19 protein-coding genes and 1 other annotated feature are annotated in these 18,161 nt (G+C 45.9%); all 19 genes read left to right on the top strand.

Annotated elements, in window-relative coordinates; genetic code table 11:
• Positions 1-52: 52 nt before the first annotated feature.
• Positions 53-1,153: a stage V sporulation protein E gene (gene spoVE, locus GCA01S_RS03330; protein WP_042407219.1), complete on the top strand. Its 1,101-nt coding sequence runs from the start codon at positions 53-55 to the stop codon at positions 1,151-1,153.
• 129 nt (positions 1,154-1,282) lie between these two features.
• Positions 1,283-2,194, top strand: coding sequence for a UDP-N-acetylmuramate dehydrogenase (gene murB, locus GCA01S_RS03325; RefSeq protein WP_017434703.1), 912 nt, complete (start codon positions 1,283-1,285; stop codon positions 2,192-2,194).
• A gap of 140 nt (positions 2,195-2,334) precedes the next feature.
• Positions 2,335-3,120 (top strand): cell division protein FtsQ/DivIB, encoded by a 786-nt coding sequence (locus GCA01S_RS03320; RefSeq protein WP_017434704.1) that lies wholly within the window; start codon positions 2,335-2,337, stop codon positions 3,118-3,120.
• Entirely contained in the window at positions 3,101-3,808 is a 708-nt protein-coding gene (locus GCA01S_RS03315; RefSeq protein ID WP_017434705.1) for a DUF881 domain-containing protein, read from the top strand. Before GCA01S_RS03320 ends, GCA01S_RS03315 begins: the two co-directional genes overlap by 20 nt.
• Before the next feature lie 31 nt (positions 3,809-3,839).
• A complete protein-coding gene (locus GCA01S_RS03310; RefSeq protein WP_042407217.1) occupies positions 3,840-4,559 on the top strand; it encodes a DUF881 domain-containing protein in 720 nt (239 codons plus the stop codon).
• 1 nt (position 4,560) lies between these two features.
• Positions 4,561-4,923 carry a small basic family protein gene (locus GCA01S_RS03305; RefSeq protein WP_017434707.1) on the top strand — a complete coding sequence of 121 codons (363 nt, stop codon included), beginning with the start codon at positions 4,561-4,563 and terminating at the stop codon, positions 4,921-4,923.
• A gap of 250 nt (positions 4,924-5,173) precedes the next feature.
• A complete protein-coding gene (ftsA, locus tag GCA01S_RS03300; protein WP_017434708.1) occupies positions 5,174-6,445 on the top strand; it encodes a cell division protein FtsA in 1,272 nt (423 codons plus the stop codon).
• 26 nt (positions 6,446-6,471) lie between these two features.
• A complete protein-coding gene (gene ftsZ, locus GCA01S_RS03295) occupies positions 6,472-7,605 on the top strand; it encodes a cell division protein FtsZ (protein ID WP_017434709.1) in 1,134 nt (377 codons plus the stop codon).
• Between the two features lie 341 nt (positions 7,606-7,946).
• Positions 7,947-8,873 (top strand): sigma-E processing peptidase SpoIIGA, encoded by a 927-nt coding sequence (gene spoIIGA / locus GCA01S_RS03290; protein ID WP_042407214.1) that lies wholly within the window; start codon positions 7,947-7,949, stop codon positions 8,871-8,873.
• Between the two features lie 50 nt (positions 8,874-8,923).
• Complete coding sequence (sigE, locus tag GCA01S_RS03285; protein WP_017434712.1) at positions 8,924-9,643, top strand: RNA polymerase sporulation sigma factor SigE; 720 nt, start codon at positions 8,924-8,926, stop codon at positions 9,641-9,643.
• Positions 9,644-9,761: 118 nt separating this feature from the next.
• Positions 9,762-10,541: an RNA polymerase sporulation sigma factor SigG gene (sigG, locus tag GCA01S_RS03280; protein WP_017434713.1), complete on the top strand. Its 780-nt coding sequence runs from the start codon at positions 9,762-9,764 to the stop codon at positions 10,539-10,541.
• A 91-nt stretch (positions 10,542-10,632) separates the two neighbouring features.
• Positions 10,633-10,875: a YlmC/YmxH family sporulation protein gene (locus GCA01S_RS03275; RefSeq protein ID WP_042407211.1), complete on the top strand. Its 243-nt coding sequence runs from the start codon at positions 10,633-10,635 to the stop codon at positions 10,873-10,875.
• Between the two features lie 104 nt (positions 10,876-10,979).
• The gene (gene pgeF, locus GCA01S_RS03270; protein ID WP_017434715.1) at positions 10,980-11,804 is read left to right on the top strand and encodes a peptidoglycan editing factor PgeF; all 825 of its coding nucleotides are present in this window, start codon (positions 10,980-10,982) and stop codon (positions 11,802-11,804) included.
• Complete coding sequence (locus GCA01S_RS03265) at positions 11,804-12,481, top strand: YggS family pyridoxal phosphate-dependent enzyme (protein WP_017434716.1); 678 nt, start codon at positions 11,804-11,806, stop codon at positions 12,479-12,481. Before pgeF ends, GCA01S_RS03265 begins: the two co-directional genes overlap by 1 nt.
• Positions 12,482-12,493: 12 nt before the next feature.
• Positions 12,494-12,931 carry a cell division protein SepF gene (locus GCA01S_RS03260; protein ID WP_017434717.1) on the top strand — a complete coding sequence of 146 codons (438 nt, stop codon included), beginning with the start codon at positions 12,494-12,496 and terminating at the stop codon, positions 12,929-12,931.
• Positions 12,932-12,937: 6 nt separating this feature from the next.
• Positions 12,938-13,207, top strand: coding sequence for a YggT family protein (locus GCA01S_RS03255; protein ID WP_017434718.1), 270 nt, complete (start codon positions 12,938-12,940; stop codon positions 13,205-13,207).
• Positions 13,208-13,257: 50 nt separating this feature from the next.
• On the top strand, positions 13,258-14,031 hold the full coding sequence (locus tag GCA01S_RS03250; protein WP_017434719.1) for a YlmH family RNA-binding protein: 774 nt from the start codon (positions 13,258-13,260) through the stop codon (positions 14,029-14,031).
• A 74-nt stretch (positions 14,032-14,105) separates the two neighbouring features.
• A complete protein-coding gene (locus tag GCA01S_RS03245; RefSeq protein WP_174407472.1) occupies positions 14,106-14,618 on the top strand; it encodes a DivIVA domain-containing protein in 513 nt (170 codons plus the stop codon).
• Positions 14,619-14,664: 46 nt separating this feature from the next.
• Positions 14,665-14,885: a binding site (T-box leader), on the top strand.
• 178 nt (positions 14,886-15,063) lie between these two features.
• A complete protein-coding gene (gene ileS / locus GCA01S_RS03240; protein ID WP_042407206.1) occupies positions 15,064-17,835 on the top strand; it encodes an isoleucine--tRNA ligase in 2,772 nt (923 codons plus the stop codon).
• The last annotated feature ends 326 nt before the right edge of the window (positions 17,836-18,161 follow it).

Below are 18,161 nucleotides of genomic sequence, written 5' to 3'. Positions count from 1 at the left end.
AAGGGGAAGGACAGCCTTTCCCCTTAGTTTAAAAAAGCAGAGGTGTTGGGCATTGCCGCGGAAAAAGTCTACGCCTGATTTTTTATTAATTATCCTTACGTTTTTCTTATTAGCCATCGGACTGATAATGGTGTACAGCGCCAGTGCCGTTTGGGCGGAATATAAGTTTCATGACTCTTTTTTCTTTGCCAAGCGGCAGCTTTTGTTTGCCGGCGTGGGAGTCATCGCGATGTTCTTTATTATGAATATTGATTATTGGACATGGCGCGATTGGTCGAAAGCATTGCTGATTATCTGTTTTGTGTTGCTCGTTCTTGTCTTAATTCCGGGAATTGGAATGGTCCGCAACGGGTCGCGCAGCTGGATCGGCGTCGGAGCGTTTTCCATTCAGCCGTCTGAATTTACGAAGCTTGCCATGATTGCTTTTTTGGCGAAATATTTATCGGAAAATCAAAAAAACATTACTTCGTTTAAACGAGGGCTGCTGCCTGCGCTAGCATTGGTATTTGCAGCGTTTGGCATGATTATGCTTCAGCCGGATTTAGGAACGGGTACTGTCATGGTCGGGACGTGTATCGCGATGATTTTTGTCGCCGGCGCGCGCATCAGCCATTTTATCGGGCTAGGGGTGCTCGGACTGGCAGGCTTTGCTGCGCTTATTTTGTCAGCGCCATACCGCATTAAGCGAATTACGTCGTTTTTGAATCCGTGGGAAGATCCGCTTGGCAGCGGGTTCCAAATCATTCAATCGCTCTATGCGATCGGTCCTGGCGGCTTATTCGGTTTAGGATTAGGGCAAAGCCGGCAAAAGTTTTTTTATTTGCCGGAGCCGCAAACGGATTTTATTTTTGCGATTTTAGCGGAAGAGCTTGGCTTTATCGGCGGATCGCTTGTATTACTGCTGTTTAGCCTGTTGCTTTGGCGCGGAGTCCGCATTGCGCTTGGAGCTCCGGATTTATACGGAAGCTTTTTGGCGATCGGCATTATTTCCATGGTGGCGATTCAAGTAATGATTAACATTGGCGTCGTTACAGGCTTGATGCCAGTAACGGGGATTACGCTGCCGTTTTTAAGCTACGGCGGTTCATCTCTGACGCTGATGCTAATGGCGATTGGCGTGTTATTAAACATTAGCAAACACGCAAGGTATTGACAGGGAAAAAGGGTATCTCTCTAATGCAGGGAGGCACCCTCTCATTTTGTTTATATGCAGAAACGGGCGCTTCTGTTATATGCCGCGCATACGTATATACATAGGCGGTTAGGAAAGGAGATGGCAGTGATGAAGGCGATGGTAAAAGAGCTGTTAAGCGCGCACATTGGAAAAGTAAAGGAGATGGAACCGTTAGCGAACCATACGACGATGAAAGTCGGCGGCCCGGCCGACGTATTTATAGAGCCGGACAGCGTAGAAAGCCTCAAGAAAGCAATGGCGATTATTCAACAGCATGAAGTGCCGTGGCGCGCGATCGGCCGCGGTTCGAATTTGCTCGTTTCCGATGCAGGAGTCGAAGGGGCAGTCATTAAAATAGGCGAAGGGTTCGATGAATTGCATGTCGATGGGGAAACGGTGACGGTCGGCGGAGGATATTCATTAGTGCGCCTCGCTACGCTCATGAGTAAACAAGGATTGTCCGGTTTGGAATTTGCCGGCGGCATTCCCGGTTCCGTCGGAGGGGCTGTTTATATGAACGCGGGGGCGCACGGTTCGGATATGTCGCAGATTGTAAAGAGAGCGCTCATTTTATTTTCGGATGGAACAATTGAATGGCTAACCAAGGAGGAAATGGAATTTGCCTACCGCACTTCTGTGCTGCAGACAAAAAGGCGTGGGATTTGTCTCGCTGCCGAGCTTCAGCTTACATCTGGAAATCGCGAAGAAATTATGGAGAAAATGCGGAAAAATAAAGATTACCGCCGAGAAACACAGCCTTGGGATAAGCCGTGTGCCGGCAGCATTTTCCGCAACCCGCTGCCGCAGTATGCTGGAAAACTGATCGAGGAAGCCGGCTTAAAAGGATATGCAATCGGCGGAGCGAAAATTTCCGAGCAGCATGCCAACTTTATTGTCAATACAGGGACAGCAACAGCAAAAGATGTGCTCGACTTAATTCAATTTGTGAAAACAGTCGTTTATGAACGATATGGGATTCATTTGCAAACAGAAGTGGAGATTATTGGACGAAAATTGTAAAAATCTAGCTCTCTATTTTAAGATATTATGATATAATGAAAGCGAGTTTTTCCTTTGTGTGCAAAAACGGCATCCGTGTATGCCGTTTGTTTTTATAACAACCGTGCTTTCAAGCTTATGTCGGAAAGCGGTGAATCATTTTGGAAAAAGGGAAAGTGGTTGTTCTTGAGGAGCGGGTACCGAAGCTAAAAGAGCGGCGGCGGCAAAAAGCGAATCGCCGTTTAATCATGTATATCTCTTTCTTTTTTCTTTTCATCTTATGCGTGCTTTATTTCCAGTCGCCATTAAGCAATGTCCGGCATATTGAAGTAAAGGGAAACGATCATCTCCCGGCGGAGCAAATCATTGCCTTAAGCGGTATAACGAAGCGGACAAGCTTTTGGAAAGTAAAAGAGGACGAAATAAAACAAAACGTTGAGAAGCACCCGGAAGTGAAGAACGCCTCGTTGGAAAAACGTTTTCCGAATACCATCATCATTCGCGTGAACGAACGACGGAGAGTCGCTTATATTTATGATAGGCAAAAATTTTTCCCTATTTTAGAAAATGGTTACATCTTAAAAAAACACACATCGAAAACTGCGCCAAGTGATGCGCCAATTTTAGTGAACTGGAGAAAAGGAGAAGATATACAAGAAATGACAGGGCAATTGGCGCAACTTTCCCCATCAGTATTAAACGCCATTTCGGAAATTCATTATACGCCAAATGACGATCATCGTGATCATGTTACCGTTTATATGAACGACGGTTATGAAGTGAGCGCGAGCATCCACAATTTTGCCAAGAAAATGTCGTTATACCCAGCTATCGTGCAACAATTGGATCCTAACGTAAAAGGGGTTATCCATCTAGAAGTAAGCAATTATTTTACTCCTTATGAACCGCCGAAAAAGGAGGATGACAATGAAGAAACCGAAAAATAATCGTGTCATCCTTTCTTTTATCTGTTTTATATTTGGGATGATGCTCGCGTTTTCGTATCAGTATACAAAAAAGGAAGCGGCGAAGCGAAACGTCACGGACCGACAATGGCAAAAAGAATATGAGTATCGTCAGCAGCTGATCCAAATTCAAAAGGAAAACCGGAAACTAAAAAACGAGTTAGTGCAAAAACAAAACGAAGTTACCGAAATGGAAAATGCGTTGGCCAATCAACAAAAAGCGCATACGAATTTGGCCAAACAGGCGGAAAAGCTGCGCATGTATGTTGGAGAGTCGAAAGTAAAAGGAAAGGGAATTGAAGTCACGCTATCGGATGCATCCTATATCCCTTCGGAGCAAAGTGCGACTGACTACATCGTTCATGAACAGCATGTTTTTAAAGTGATTCACGAGCTTCTTATTTCTGGGGCAGAAGCCATCGCCATTAACGGGCAGCGGATTTCCCATCGTTCGTATATTGTTTGCAACGGTCCTGTCATTGAAGTGGACGGTACGCAGCATGCAGCGCCTTTTATTATTTCGGCGATCGGCAATCCAGACGTCCTTATTTCCGCTTTGAATATTGCCGGCGGAATAACAGACCAGCTTGTGCAAGATAACATCACGGTGAAGATTGATAGGAAAGAAGAAATTGTACTTGATCCTATTTTTCCGGTTCATCGTCCATAAATTGCCTGTATAGAAAGAATGGTGAAGGTGATTGGAGCGCAAGAAAACGATCTATTTCACTTGTATTACGACGATTTTTGGCTTGATGCTCGCTGCTGGGCTGCAGACAACATCGCATCCGAAAGTTCGCGATACGCGCGATATTTGGGAATTGCGCGCCGATTTAAAAAAAGAACAACAGCTGCAACAGCAGCTTCTGCTTGAGTTGGAAGACTATGAGAACAAATTACGGGACTATAAGCAAAAGCAACGCTCAAATCGAGAAGCGGTTTTGCATGAAACGGTAAGGGAATTGGAACAGGAAGCCGGTTTGACGGAAGCGAAAGGGCCAGGCGTCGTGCTGACGATTGAATCGTTTTATCCCGACCATTATGTCGGCCCAATTACGGAAATGGTATCGCCCGAACTGTTACAGCGGCTGATAAATGAACTAAATAAGTACGGTGCGAAAGAAATTGCCATTGCCGACGAGCGGATTACCAACACAACGGCGGTTCGCGATGTCAACGGCGTGACGCAAATCGGAGACCGCAAAATTTCTTCGCTTCCCATTGAAGTAAAGGTGATCGCCGATGATGCCGACATGTTGTACAACCGTCTAACCGTATCGACCATCCGCGACGATTTTATTGTGGAAAATTTGCAGCTTACGATCTCGAAGCCATTGACATCGGTCGTCATCCCGCCGTCTGATGAAAAATGGAATGCGAAATATATGGAAACGGTAAAAGCCGAAAAGGAGGAGAAATAGCATGTGGCTTCCGCTCATCGGCTTATTGGTTGGTTTCACCGTTGGATTTTTAGCGGATTTGCGTGTTCCCGACGAATATTCCAATTATTTGTCCATTGCAATTTTGGCTGCATTTGATACATTAATTGGTGGGCTTCGCGCCCATTTACAGCAAACATATGACGAAATAGTATTTATAACAGGGTTCTTTTTTAATATTATTTTAGCAACAACTTTAACTTTCCTTGGTGTTCATCTTGGTGTAGACTTGTATTTAGCAGCCGTATTTGCATTTGGAGTGCGTCTTTTTCAAAATATCGCCGTCATCCGCCGCCTCTTGCTTACCGAATGGATGGAAAGACGGCAAAACCGTGAAAAAAGTTGATTAGAAAAAAGGGAAAGTTTCTTAACATGTTGAATTATATGGAGTAAAAAATCATGTCATTGCCTTTTCATCACTGCCAATGGTTCATAATGGAACTGTTATAGATTGAAAGATTCATAGCTATTGGGGCGCATAAATTCAGCTTAAAAGGAGGTGTCACTGCTTACTAAAATACGTAATTGACCGCGGAAACAGGAAGAAAAGACGGCAAGGCGGTATATATACGATTTTAGTAGGCAGGTACCAAAAGATGAGCAGCAATGAGATCGTCGTTAGCCTTGACATTGGTACATCGAGCGTGAAAGTTATCATTGGAGAAATGCTGAACGATTCCATTAACATTATTGGGGTAGGGAATGTAAAATCGGAAGGGCTCAAAAAAGGATCTATTGTTGATATAGATAAAACGGTACAATCGATCAAACGTGCGGTGGAGCAAGCGGAACGGATGGTTGGTTTAACGATTCGCCGCGTGATTGTCGGCGTGACAGGCAATCATGTTCAGCTGCAAGACTGCCATGGCATCGTTGCCGTTTCCAGCGAAAACCGCGAAATTACTGATGAAGATGTTGCTCGCGTGATGGATGCCGCGCAAGTCGTATCGATTCCTCCAGATCGGGAAATTATTGGCGTTATTCCGAGGCAGTTTATCGTTGACGGATTGGATGGAATCAATGATCCGCGCGGCATGCTCGGCGTCCGTCTCGAAATGGAAGGAACGATTATTACCGGAGCGAAAACGATTTTACATAACTTACTCCGCTGTGTGGAACGAGCTGGTTTAGAAATAAGCGATATTTGCTTGCAATCGCTGGCTGCTGGTTCCCTTGCTTTGTCCAATGATGAAAAAAATCTGGGAGTCGCATTGGTCGATATCGGCGGTGGTTCCACGACAATCGCCGTTTTTGAACAAGGATTTTTGCAAGCCACTTCCGTTTTGCCAGTAGGAGGCGATCATATTACAAAAGATTTGGCGATCGGGCTCCGAATATCGACGGAAGATGCAGAAAGGATTAAATTAAAGCATGGACATGCTTTTTATAACCATGCCTCGGAAGAAGAAGTGTTCAGTGTACCGATTATCGGGACTGATCAGCATCAGCAGTTTAGCCAATTGGAAGTTGCCGATATCATCGAGGCAAGATTGGAAGAAATTTTTCAAATGGTTCAGCATGAAATTCGCAAGCTTGGATTTCGCGACCTGCCTGGCGGCTATGTGCTTACAGGCGGCGTCGCCAACATGCCGGGTATATTGGAATTGGCTCATGTCGTGTTAGAAACCAGCGTGCGCATAGCGATGCCTGATTATATAGGCGTGCGCGACCCACAATATACGACAGGAGTCGGATTAATTAAGTATGCTTATCGGCAGGCGATGCTGCAAGGAAAATCGGTTCCGGTTGCCGCCACGGTGGCGGAGCCGATAGAGCGACATCCGCAAAAGCAGCAGCCGAAGCCAAAAAAGAAGGAAGAAAACTTTGGGAAAAAAGTGAAGAAGTTTTTCGGATCTTTCTTTGAATAGAGATTGAAATTTGGGAGGATTTAGTCATGTTGGAGTTTGACACTACGATTGATCAGATGGCAACGATTAAGGTGATTGGGGTTGGCGGCGGCGGCAACAACGCCGTCAATCGGATGATTGAACATGGTGTACAAGGTGTGGAGTTTATTGCGGTCAATACAGACGCACAGGCGTTAAATTTATCGAAAGCACCAACAAAGCTGCAAATTGGAGCGAAATTAACGCGAGGTTTAGGCGCAGGTGCAAACCCGGAGGTAGGGAAAAAAGCAGCGGAAGAAAGCAAGGAGCAAATTGAAGAAGCGCTGAAAGGCGCCGATATGGTGTTTGTGACAGCCGGAATGGGCGGAGGAACAGGAACCGGAGCTGCCCCGGTCATTGCCCAAATCGCTCGTGAATTAGGCGCACTGACCGTTGGGGTGGTTACCCGTCCGTTTACATTCGAGGGACGGAAGCGGGCGACACAGGCAGCCAGCGGAATCGCAGCGATGAAGGAAGCTGTCGATACGCTGATTGTCATTCCGAACGACCGCCTCTTAGAAATCGTTGATAAAAACACGCCGATGTTGGAGGCATTCCGCGAAGCCGATAACGTTCTGCGCCAAGGGGTGCAGGGCATCTCTGATTTAATCGCCGTGCCGGGCTTGATTAACTTGGACTTTGCTGATGTAAAAACGATAATGTCCAATAAAGGCTCGGCGCTGATGGGCATCGGGATTGCCAGCGGCGAAAACCGGGCGGCGGAAGCGGCGAAAAAAGCGATTTCGAGCCCGCTGTTAGAGACATCGATTGACGGCGCCCAAGGCGTATTGATGAACATTACCGGCGGAACGAATTTAAGCCTTTATGAAGTGCAAGAAGCCGCTGATATCGTTGCAACGGCAGCCGATCAAGAGGTGAATATGATTTTCGGTTCGGTCATTAATGAAAACTTAAAAGATGAAATTATCGTAACGGTCATTGCGACCGGATTTAATGAAAATGTCGCTTCGCAGCCGCGTCCATCGCGGGTTGGAATCGGCACCATTCCGAAAGTAACCCCTGTGCCGAAACGGGAAAAACGCGAAGAAGCGACGCAAGATTATGCGGCATTGCGCTCGGCGCAAGTCGAAGATCCGCTGGATATTCCTGCGTTTCTGCGCAATCGCAATCGCCGCCGTTAAACGGGAACGAGCATGAACTAAACGTTCATGCTCGTTTCTTTTTCTCTGCATTGTCGCTTTTCTATTTTTTTTTTGCAAAAATAATCCTTCTCCAAGCAAGTTCACCGCAAAAATTGTTTCCTTTGTCATCGATACGGTTGCGTTTGGCCGGTTTGCGGCGCTGCGATTCTGCCGCCACGGATGCATGTGTTCCTGTTCATATGGAAGCACCTTTTTTCTCGGTTCTTTGACAAAAATTCCTGTTTTTCATCATCATAAATTGACAGACTTTCCAATAAGATGTACTATATACTATTTTCAGAAACTGATTGTTTTGGTAAAAGAAGAAGGAGGCTATTTGGTTGGCCGTTTATTTAGATGTCATCTGGCTGCTAAATTTGTGCTTTGACAGTCTGCTGCTTTGGCTGACGGCAATTATGCTAAAACGGGATGTCGTGTGGTGGCGGGTGCTTGCCGGGGCGTTTATTGGCTCCTTGCTCGTCGTCATCATGTTTACTCCGTTTTCTGTATATGCCCAGCATCCTGTCATAAAGGTATTCGTTTCGTTTTTGATCGTTTTCGCTGCTTTTGGATTTAAGCGTATAAGGTATTTTTTGGAAAATTTATTTGCGTTTTACTTTGCCACCTTTACCGTCGGCGGCGGTATGGTAGCAGTGCATTATTTTTTACAACGGGAAATTGATATTCACCGCGGCATGCTGACAACCTATTCACTCGGTGTCGGTGATCCGGTCAGCTGGATGTTTGTTTTAGTCGGATTCCCGGTATTGTGGTTGTTTTCCCGCGCCCGCATCGATGGAATTCGCGAAAAGAAGCTGCGCTTCGAACATATTGTGGACGTCGTTATTGTGTTTGACGGCAAGCCGCTTTCAGTAAAAGGATTGATTGATAGCGGCAATCAGCTATACGATCCTATATCGAAAATACCGGTTATGATCGTGGAGAAGGAGAAAATCAAGGAAGTGTTGCCAGAGGAATTAGTGCAGCAGCTTCGGCTGGAAACATCGATGGATTGGTACCATCATCCCGTATTTGAAAAGTGGATGCATCGGCTGCGCATCATCCCGTACCGGGTTGTCGGAAGCGAACAGCAATTTTTAATTGCAGTGAAACCGGACCGCATTATGATTTTCTATGAAAGGCAATGGCTTGAAGTCGAAAAAGGGCTCGTCGGATTAAACGAAACAAAATTGTCCACAGATGGGGAATATGAGTGCATTATCCATCCGAAAATGGTGCAAACGGGAAGGAAGCTTACTGCTTCATAATTCGTTACTATATCATACTCACTTTTTATTAATTTAGAAGGGGGATTTTCATGAAAACGTGGAAACTTCGCATCACGTATTTTTTCTATAAGCTATTGGCGAAGTTAGGAATTAAAACGGATGAAATATATTATATCGGCGGCAGTGAGGCGCTGCCGCCGCCATTGACAAAAGAAGAGGAAGAAAGGTTGATCGAAAAGCTTTCTGCCGGAGACGAAACGGCAAGATCGCTCCTTATTGAGCGCAATTTACGTCTTGTTGTCTATATTGCGCGTAAGTTTGAAAATACAGGAATTAATATTGAAGATTTAATTAGCATCGGGACGATCGGACTGATTAAAGCGGTAAATACATTTAATCCGGAGAAAAAAATTAAATTGGCCACCTATGCGTCCCGCTGCATTGAAAATGAGATATTAATGTATTTGCGGCGCAATAATAAAGTCCGCGCCGAAGTATCATTTGATGAACCGTTAAACATCGATTGGGATGGCAATGAATTGCTGTTGTCGGATGTGCTCGGCACGGAAGACGATGTAATTACAAAAGATTTGGAAGCAGATGTGGATCGGCGTCTTTTATTTAATGCACTGCGCCAGCTTAGCGATCGCGAAAAGCAAATTATGGAACTTCGTTTTGGACTTTCAGGCGGAGAAGAAAAAACGCAAAAGGACGTTGCCGATTTGCTTGGCATATCCCAATCTTACATATCGCGGTTAGAAAAGCGGATTATTAAGCGGCTTCGCAAAGAATTCAACAAGATGATGTAAAACGGCGGCGATTCGTTTGATCGCCGCTTTTTTACGTATGGACAGGCGTGCATATTTTTCCTTCCACAGGAGATACTGAAAACTGACGACTTAGCATCTCCTGATAGGAGGGAACAACTTGGCAAGAAACAAAGTTGAGATTTGCGGAGTAGATACATCAAAGCTACCAGTACTAAAAAACGAAGAAATGCGTGAACTGTTTAAACGGATGCATGAAGGGGATTTGGAGGCAAGGGAAAAATTAGTGAATGGTAATTTGCGGCTGGTGTTAAGCGTTATTCAGCGGTTTAATAACCGTGGAGAGTTTGTCGACGATTTATTCCAAGTCGGTTGCATCGGACTTATGAAATCGATTGATAACTTTGATTTAAGCCAAAATGTAAAATTTTCCACCTATGCAGTGCCGATGATCATCGGCGAGATTCGCCGATATTTGCGCGATAACAATCCGATCCGCGTCTCCCGCTCGCTTCGTGATATCGCCTATAAAGCGCTGCAAGTGCGCGAAAGGCTGATGAGTGAGACGGCGAAAGAACCGACGACAGAAGAAATTGCCAAAGAACTTGGTGTTCCACATGAAGAAGTGGTGTTTGCGCTCGATGCGATTCAAGACCCTGTTTCCTTATTTGAACCGATTTATAATGATGGCGGCGACCCGATTTACGTAATGGACCAATTAAGCGACGAACGTAACCGCGACAGCCAATGGATCGAAGAAATTGCGCTAAAAGAAGGGCTGCGGCGCCTTAACGAAAGAGAAAAAATGATTATTCGCAAACGCTTTTTTCAAGGAAAAACGCAAATGGAAGTTGCTGAAGAAATTGGAATTTCCCAGGCACAAGTTTCGCGGTTAGAAAAAGCGGCGATTCGACAAATGAATAAAAACATTCAAGTATAAGAGCTGTTCGTTCAGCTCTTTTCTTTTTTACATAAGCCGCTATATACATTCATATAGTTATGAATAAGAGGAGAAAGTGGGGGATTTTACAATGATGAGAATTTCCGAATTTCAATCGAAAGACATTGTCAATGTGGCAAACGGCAAAAAGTTGGGAAATATTGGCGATATCGATATCGATTTAGAGACAGGAAAAATACGCTCATTAATCATTTTAGGGGTAGGAAAAGTGCTCGGGTTATTCGGACGCGAAGAAGCAGTTGTCATCCCGTGGCAAAATATTGTCAAAATTGGTGCGGACGTTATTTTAGTTCGTTTGAACGACAGCGAGTAGAAACGGATTAAATGATAAATAATGGTTATCACGTTTAAGCAAACTATGATAAAATAGGAAAAAAAGTGATAAAAATCAACAAAAAAAGCATGAGGTTGGCGAACATGTCTGACATTTTTCAACAAGTAGACAAGGAGTTGCTGTTACTGCAGCCGTCGTATCCGTTCACCGAAGTAACGGCTGGCTTTACGACAAAACACGGTGGGATGAGCAGCGGTGCGTTTGCGACATTCAATTTAGGGCTGCATGTCGGCGACGACCGTGCTGTCGTTGTCCGCAACCGCCAGCGTTTGGCGGATTTGTTGCAATTTCCGCTTGAGCGATGGATCTGTTGCGAGCAAATACATGGCGCCCGCATTGAAAAGGTCAAAGCTAGCCAAAACGGAAGAGGAGCGGCAGATTATTCATCTGCCATAGCGGGTACGGATGGTTTATATACAGACGAAGCAGGAGTGCTGATTGCTTTATGCTTTGCCGACTGCGTACCGCTTTATTTTATTGCGCCAAAACATGGCATGATCGGGCTTGCCCATGCCGGATGGAAAGGAACGGTAAAAAATATTGCTGGAGAAATGGTCCGGCTTTGGCAGGAGCGAGAGCATATTCCGCTTGCTGACATCTATGTGGCGATCGGTCCTTCGATTGGCGCTTGCTGCTATGTAGTCGATGACCGCGTAATTGTGCATGTGGATCGCGTTTTACAGGGAGAACAGCCGCTTCCGTATCGGCAAGTAAGCCCTGGTCAATATGCGCTTGATTTAAAAGCATTGAATCAAATGCTGCTAATGAAGGCAGGCATCCGTAAAGACCATATTTACGTTTCTTCATACTGCACAAGCTGTGCCGATCATTTGTTTTTCTCCCATCGCCGCGATCAAGGCAAAACGGGGAGAATGATGGCGTTTATCGGCAGGAAGGAGGAAAAATGATGACGGTTCGCGACAATTTAGCCATAATTCGCGAAAATATTGAAGCAGCATGCCAGCGCGCCGGACGCGACCCTGCCGACATTCGCATCGTCGCCGTGACGAAATATGTAAGTGTAGAGCGGGCGCGCGAGGCGCTAGAAGCCGGCATTACCGATTTAGGCGAAAACCGTGACGATGGACTGCTGCAAAAATATAGCGTGTTGGGAGACAAAGCGACATGGCATTTTATCGGCACCCTGCAGTCGCGAAAAGTAAAAAATATCATTGATAAAGTCGACTATATTCATTCGCTGGATCGCATGTCGCTGGCGAAAGAAATTGAAAAGCGGGCGACAAAGCCGGTAAAATGCTTTGTGCAAGTAAATGTTTCCGGCGAAGCAACGAAACATGGACTAGCCGTGGACGAAGTCATTCCTTTTATTGAGCAGCTGCACGATTTTTCCCATATTCAAGTGGTTGGCTTAATGACGATGGCGCCTTATACCGATGACGAAGCGGTATTGCGGGCGTGTTTCCGTCAATTAAAATTATTGCAAGAAAATGTACAAGCATTACAGATTGCCAATGCACCATGCACGGAATTGTCGATGGGAATGTCCAATGATTATGTGATTGCCATCGAGGAAGGGGCAACATTCATTCGGCTTGGCACAGCGCTAGTCGGCAAACAATTTTAGGAGGTGGAACCGATGGGTTTAATAAAAAAATTCAAAGATTATTTTTTAGAGGAAGACTATGAGGAGTATGAAGAAGAATATGAAGAGGAATATGGGGAAGTGGAAGAAGCGCATCCGCCTGCAAAGGGAAACGCAAAAGCGAATGTCGTAAGCTTGCAAAGCGTGCAAAAGTCATCGAAAGTCATATTAATTGAGCCGCGGGCATACGCGGAGGCGCAGGAAATCGCCGATCATTTAAAAAACCGGCGCGCGGTGATTGTCAATTTACAGCGGATTCAGCACGAGCAGGCGAAACGAATCGTCGACTTTTTAAGCGGCACGGTATACGCGATTGGCGGCGATATTCAGCAAGTCGGCACGAAAATTTTTTTATGCACGCCAGACAACGTCGATGTCAGTGGCTCGATTTCGATTGATAGCGAGGACGATAGAACAATAAAGAGGTGGTAGCCGTTTATGGACAGCTTGCTTTGGTTTTTGACAACATTGATTCAAATTTATTCGTATGCGCTTATTATTTATATTTTGATGTCGTGGTTTCCAAACGCCCGCGACACGAAAATCGGGCAGATGCTAGCGGTGATTTGCGAGCCGTATTTAGAGCCGTTTCGCCGTATTATCCCGCCGATTGGGATGATTGATGTGTCGCCGATCGTCGCTTTTTTGGTGCTGGAATTTGCGACAAGGGGGCTGCATGCCTTGTTTTATATGTTAAATTTAGTGTAGGGGAATCCATAAGCGGGTTCCTTTCTTCATGAAAATTAAGGAGTGAACCAATGGAAATATATCAGCATTTTCGCAAGGAGGAGCATCATTTTATTGACCAGGTGCTTGAGTGGCAAGAAGCGGTCAAACGGCAGTACGCTCCTAAGCTCACCGATTTTTTAGATCCGCGCGAGCAGCAGATTGTCGAAAGCGTCATCGGCCGCGATGACGAAGTCCGCGTTTCCTTTTTCGGCGGCGCCCCGTTGGTGGAACGGAAGCGGGCGCTTCTGTACCCGCCGTATTTTCAGCCGAGAGAAGAAGATTATGAAATTGCCTTATTTGAAGTCCATTATCCGAGCAAATTTGTCAGCTTGGAGCATCGGCAAGTGTTAGGGGCGCTGATGTCGCTTGGTTTAAGGCGCGGAAAATTTGGCGATATTTTGTGCAAAGAGGAACAAATACAATTTCTTGCGGCAAACGAGGTAGCGGAGTATGTCCGCCTTCATTTGCATGCAATCGGCAATGCGACAGTTTCGTTAGAACAAAAACCTCTTTCAGACATCCTGATGCTGGAAGAAACGTGGCAAGAGGCGCTGATTACCGTTTCGTCATTGCGGTTAGACGCGATCTTGTCCCAAGCTTTTCACGTCTCGCGGCAGAAAATGCAATCCGCTATTGAAAATGGGCTTGTCAAAGTCAATTGGAAAGTAATCGAGCAGGCGCATTTTGAATGCAGGCAAGGAGATGTTCTTTCGGCGCGCGGATTTGGCCGCTGTAAAATCATGGACATTGAGGGAAAGACAAAAAAAGAAAAGTGGCTTATCCGCATCGGCCTGCAAAAATAATCGAATAATGGCAGGAATTTATAGAGCAATGTCGAATGATAAGGAAAGGAACTATGCAAACGGAGGTGGCCATTGTGCCTTTAACGCCATTAGATATTCATAATAAAGAATTTAGCCGTGGGTTTCGCGGCTATAATGAAGATGAAGTCAATGAGTTTCTTGATCAAGTGATTAAAGACTACGAAATGGTGATTCGCGAAAAAAAGCAGCTGGAAGAAAAGGTAACGGAATTGACGGAAAAGCTCAATCACTTCACAAATATAGAGGAAACATTGAACAAATCGATTCTCGTCGCCCAAGAAACGGCGGAAGAAATAAAGCGCAACGCGGAAAGAGAAGCGAAGCTCATCATCAAAGAGGCGGAGAAAAACGCGGAGCGCATCATTAGCGAGGCGCTGGCAAAGTCGCGGAAAATCGTGATGGAAATTGAAGATTTAAAGCGGCAGTCGAGAGTGCTTCGCACCCGTTTCCGCATGCTGGTCGAAGCGCAGCTTGAAATGCTAAATAGCAGCGACTGGGACGATTTAATGGAATTTAAAGTACCGGAAGTGGATGCAGAAAAAAAAGAAGAGCTGTCGCAATCTTGACGGCAGCCGATTTTTTCGCATATAATATCCAATAAAACGGACATATGTACTGACGATGAAAGGGACAGTAGCTCTTTCACCGCTTATTACAGCGAGCTGGGGATGGTGGAAGCCCGGCATAAGCGAAAGAGTGAAGATCACCCTGGAGTTCCATGCCGAACGGAAAAGAAGTAGGCCATGGCGCGTCATTCACGTTACGAATGCAAAGTGGGCTATGTGATACATAGTCAATAAGGGTGGTACCGCGAGACCGTTCTCGTCCCTTTTTGGGAGAGGGCGGTTTTTTCTATTTTGCGATACGACCGCTTTTCTGATAACAAAGGCGCTCTTTTACCGCCATGGCGGGGAGCCGTGGAAAAAGCGTCATTATCTGCTTCTGTCACGAACATATGGCAATGCCTTCTCCACATGGATGATAGATCATACGATGCAAGGAGGAATGAATATGGATTATAAAGAAACACTGTTAATGCCGCAGACCGACTTTCCGATGCGCGGCAATTTGCCAAAACGAGAGCCGGAAATGCAAAAGAAATGGGAAGAAATGGACATTTACCGCAAAGTGCAGGAACGGACAAAAGGCCGACCGCTGTTTGTGCTTCATGACGGCCCGCCGTATGCCAACGGCGATATTCATATGGGGCATGCTTTAAATAAAATTTTAAAAGATATTATCGTCCGCTATAAATCAATGAGCGGCTATTGTGCACCATATGTTCCGGGCTGGGATACGCATGGTCTGCCGATTGAAACGGCGCTTGCAAAAAAAGGCGTCGACCGCAAATCGATGAGCGTTGCGGAATTCCGCAAGCTTTGCGAGCAATACGCCTACGAACAAATCGATAACCAGCGCAAGCAATTTAAGCGCCTTGGCGTGCGCGGCGACTGGGAAAACCCATATATTACGCTGAAACCGGAATATGAAGCACAGCAAATTAAAGTGTTTGGCGAAATGGCGAAAAAAGGGCTGATTTATAAGGGCTTAAAGCCGGTTTATTGGTCTCCGTCAAGCGAATCGGCATTGGCGGAAGCAGAAATTGAGTATAAAGACAAACGTTCGCCATCGATTTATGTCGCGTTTTCGGTCAAAGATGGAAAAGGCGTATTGGATGGAGACGAAAAAATTGTGATCTGGACGACGACGCCATGGACGATCCCGGCCAACTTGGCGATCGCGGTTCATCCGGATTTGGCCTATCAAGTCGTGGAAACAAACGGCCAAAAATACGTTGTTGCCGCCGCATTGCTAGAAGCAGTTGCCAAAGAAATCGGCTGGGATGAGTGGAATGTGGTAAAAACGGTCAAAGGCAAAGATTTAGAGTACGTCGTGGCCAAACATCCGTTTTATGACCGCGATTCTTTAGTCGTCTGCGGGGAACATGTAACGACAGACGCCGGTACGGGCTGCGTCCACACCGCACCTGGACATGGGGAAGACGACTTTATCGTTGGGCAAAAATACGGTCTCGGCGTGCTCTGCCCGGTTGATGAGCGCGGCTATATGACGAGCGAAGCGCCAGGCTTTGAAGGAATGTTTTACGATGAGGCAAACAAAGCGATTACACAAAAATTAGAGGAAGTCGGTGCGCTGTTAAAGCTTGGGTTTATTACGCACTCGTATCCGCACGACTGGCGTACGAAACAACCGACGATTTTCCGGGCGACAACACAGTGGTTTGCATCCATTGATAAAATCCGCGGTGAATTGCTCCAAGCCATTAAAGAAACAAAATGGATTCCGGAATGGGGTGAAATCCGCATCCATAATATGATCCGCGATCGCGGCGACTGGTGCATTTCCCGTCAGCGTGCATGGGGCGTGCCGATTCCGGTCTTTTACGGAGAAAACGGCGAGCCGATCATTACCGATGAAACGATCGAACACGTATCGAATTTATTCCGCCAATATGGTTCGAATGTTTGGTTTGAACGCGAAGCAAAAGACTTGCTGCCGGAAGGATTTACCCATCCGTCCAGCCCGAACGGCATCTTTACGAAAGAAACAGACATTATGGACGTATGGTTTGATTCCGGTTCTTCGCATCAAGCGGTTCTTGTAGAACGTGAGGATTTGCAGCGCCCGGCCGATTTATACTTAGAAGGTTCGGACCAATACCGAGGCTGGTTTAACTCGTCGCTGTCCACGGCGGTTGCTGTTACCGGAAAAGCACCGTATAAAGCGGTGTTAAGCCATGGTTTTGTTCTTGACGGCGAAGGGCGGAAAATGAGCAAGTCGCTTGGCAACGTGGTCGTGCCGGCGAAAGTAATGGAACAGCTTGGCGCCGACATTTTGCGGCTTTGGGTCGCTTCCGTCGATTATCAAGCTGACGTTCGCATTTCCGACAGCATTTTAAAACAAGTTTCCGAAGTGTATCGCAAAATTCGCAACACATTCCGCTTTATGCTCGGCAACTTGTTTGACTTTAACCCGGAAACCGATGCCGTTTCGGTGAACGAATTGCGCGAAGTCGACCGCTATATGCTCGCTAAATTAAACCGGTTGATTGAAAAAGTAAAACATTCATACGAAACGTATGATTTTGCGGCGATTTACCATGATGTGAACCATTTCTGCACCGTCGATTTAAGCGCGTTTTATTTAGATTTTGCCAAGGATATTTTATATATTGAAGCGGCCAATGACCGCGCCCGCCGCTCGATTCAAACGGTCTTATACGAAACGGTTGTCGCGTTGACGAAGCTGGTCGCGCCGATTTTGCCGCATACGGCTGATGAAGTATGGGAGCACATTCCAAACCGGAAAGAAAAAGCGGAAAGCGTTCAGCTTGTCGATATGCCGGAACCGGTGGCGCTCGATGGCGAAGACGAGTTGATCGCCAAATGGGATGCGTTTATGAACTTACGCGATGATGTGCTTAAAGCGCTAGAGGTGGCGCGCAATGAAAAAGTGATTGGCAAATCATTAACGGCAAGCGTTGCCGTTTATCCAACAGACAACGCGCGGCAGCTGCTGCAATCTATTTCCGAAGACTTAAAACAATTATTTATCGTATCTGAATTCACGATTGCCGGCGATTATGATCAAGCGCCAGAAGAGGCGCAAAAATTGGCCAATGTCGCGGTCATCGTCAAACCAGCAGAAGGAGAAACATGCGAGCGCTGCTGGGTAGTGACGCCGGAAGTAGGAAAAGATGCTGATCATCCGACTTTATGTCCGCGCTGCGCCCATATTGTAAAAGAACATTATTCCGCCTAAAGCTGGCGGAGCTGCCGAAATTGCGGCGGCTCCGCTGTTTTTATCGCATCATCCAATTGTCTATCATTGCCTGATTATGCTACAATGCATTAGGTATGAGGAGGTATAAGCAGTTTTTTAAACATCTATCATGTAGATATCTCCTGTTATTGGACGTGGAGAGGTCGATGTTCTCCATCTTCTTCCATCTTATGATAAAAAATTATCTCCCCCTTCCTCATGTAAAAAGGAAATGAAGAAGATTTAGCGAATATATGTTCTCAAAGATCCAAACAAGGGGAAGGCAAGGAGATGAAAACGGCTCGGGGGATGAAAATCGTTTCCGA

The sequence above is a fragment of the Parageobacillus caldoxylosilyticus NBRC 107762 genome, assembly GCF_000632715.1.
Taxonomy (GTDB): domain Bacteria; phylum Bacillota; class Bacilli; order Bacillales; family Anoxybacillaceae; genus Saccharococcus; species Saccharococcus caldoxylosilyticus.
The sequence above is the reverse complement of the archived record's forward strand: the minus strand, read 5'-3'. Positions and strand labels throughout refer to the sequence as shown.

Coding starts and splice junctions, on each gene's coding strand:
- GCA01S_RS03255 (WP_017434718.1), top strand. CDS start 12,938: ATGGACAGCTTGCTTTGGTTTTTGACAACATTGATTCAAATTTATTCG.
- GCA01S_RS03265 (WP_017434716.1), top strand. CDS start 11,804: ATGACGGTTCGCGACAATTTAGCCATAATTCGCGAAAATATTGAAGCA.
- GCA01S_RS03275 (WP_042407211.1), top strand. CDS start 10,633: ATGATGAGAATTTCCGAATTTCAATCGAAAGACATTGTCAATGTGGCA.
- GCA01S_RS03260 (WP_017434717.1), top strand. CDS start 12,494: ATGGGTTTAATAAAAAAATTCAAAGATTATTTTTTAGAGGAAGACTAT.
- ftsA (WP_017434708.1), top strand. CDS start 5,174: ATGAGCAGCAATGAGATCGTCGTTAGCCTTGACATTGGTACATCGAGC.
- GCA01S_RS03250 (WP_017434719.1), top strand. CDS start 13,258: ATGGAAATATATCAGCATTTTCGCAAGGAGGAGCATCATTTTATTGAC.
- sigE (WP_017434712.1), top strand. CDS start 8,924: ATGAAAACGTGGAAACTTCGCATCACGTATTTTTTCTATAAGCTATTG.
- murB (WP_017434703.1), top strand. CDS start 1,283: ATGAAGGCGATGGTAAAAGAGCTGTTAAGCGCGCACATTGGAAAAGTA.
- GCA01S_RS03315 (WP_017434705.1), top strand. CDS start 3,101: ATGAAGAAACCGAAAAATAATCGTGTCATCCTTTCTTTTATCTGTTTT.
- GCA01S_RS03305 (WP_017434707.1), top strand. CDS start 4,561: ATGTGGCTTCCGCTCATCGGCTTATTGGTTGGTTTCACCGTTGGATTT.
- ileS (WP_042407206.1), top strand. CDS start 15,064: ATGGATTATAAAGAAACACTGTTAATGCCGCAGACCGACTTTCCGATG.
- ftsZ (WP_017434709.1), top strand. CDS start 6,472: ATGTTGGAGTTTGACACTACGATTGATCAGATGGCAACGATTAAGGTG.
- pgeF (WP_017434715.1), top strand. CDS start 10,980: ATGTCTGACATTTTTCAACAAGTAGACAAGGAGTTGCTGTTACTGCAG.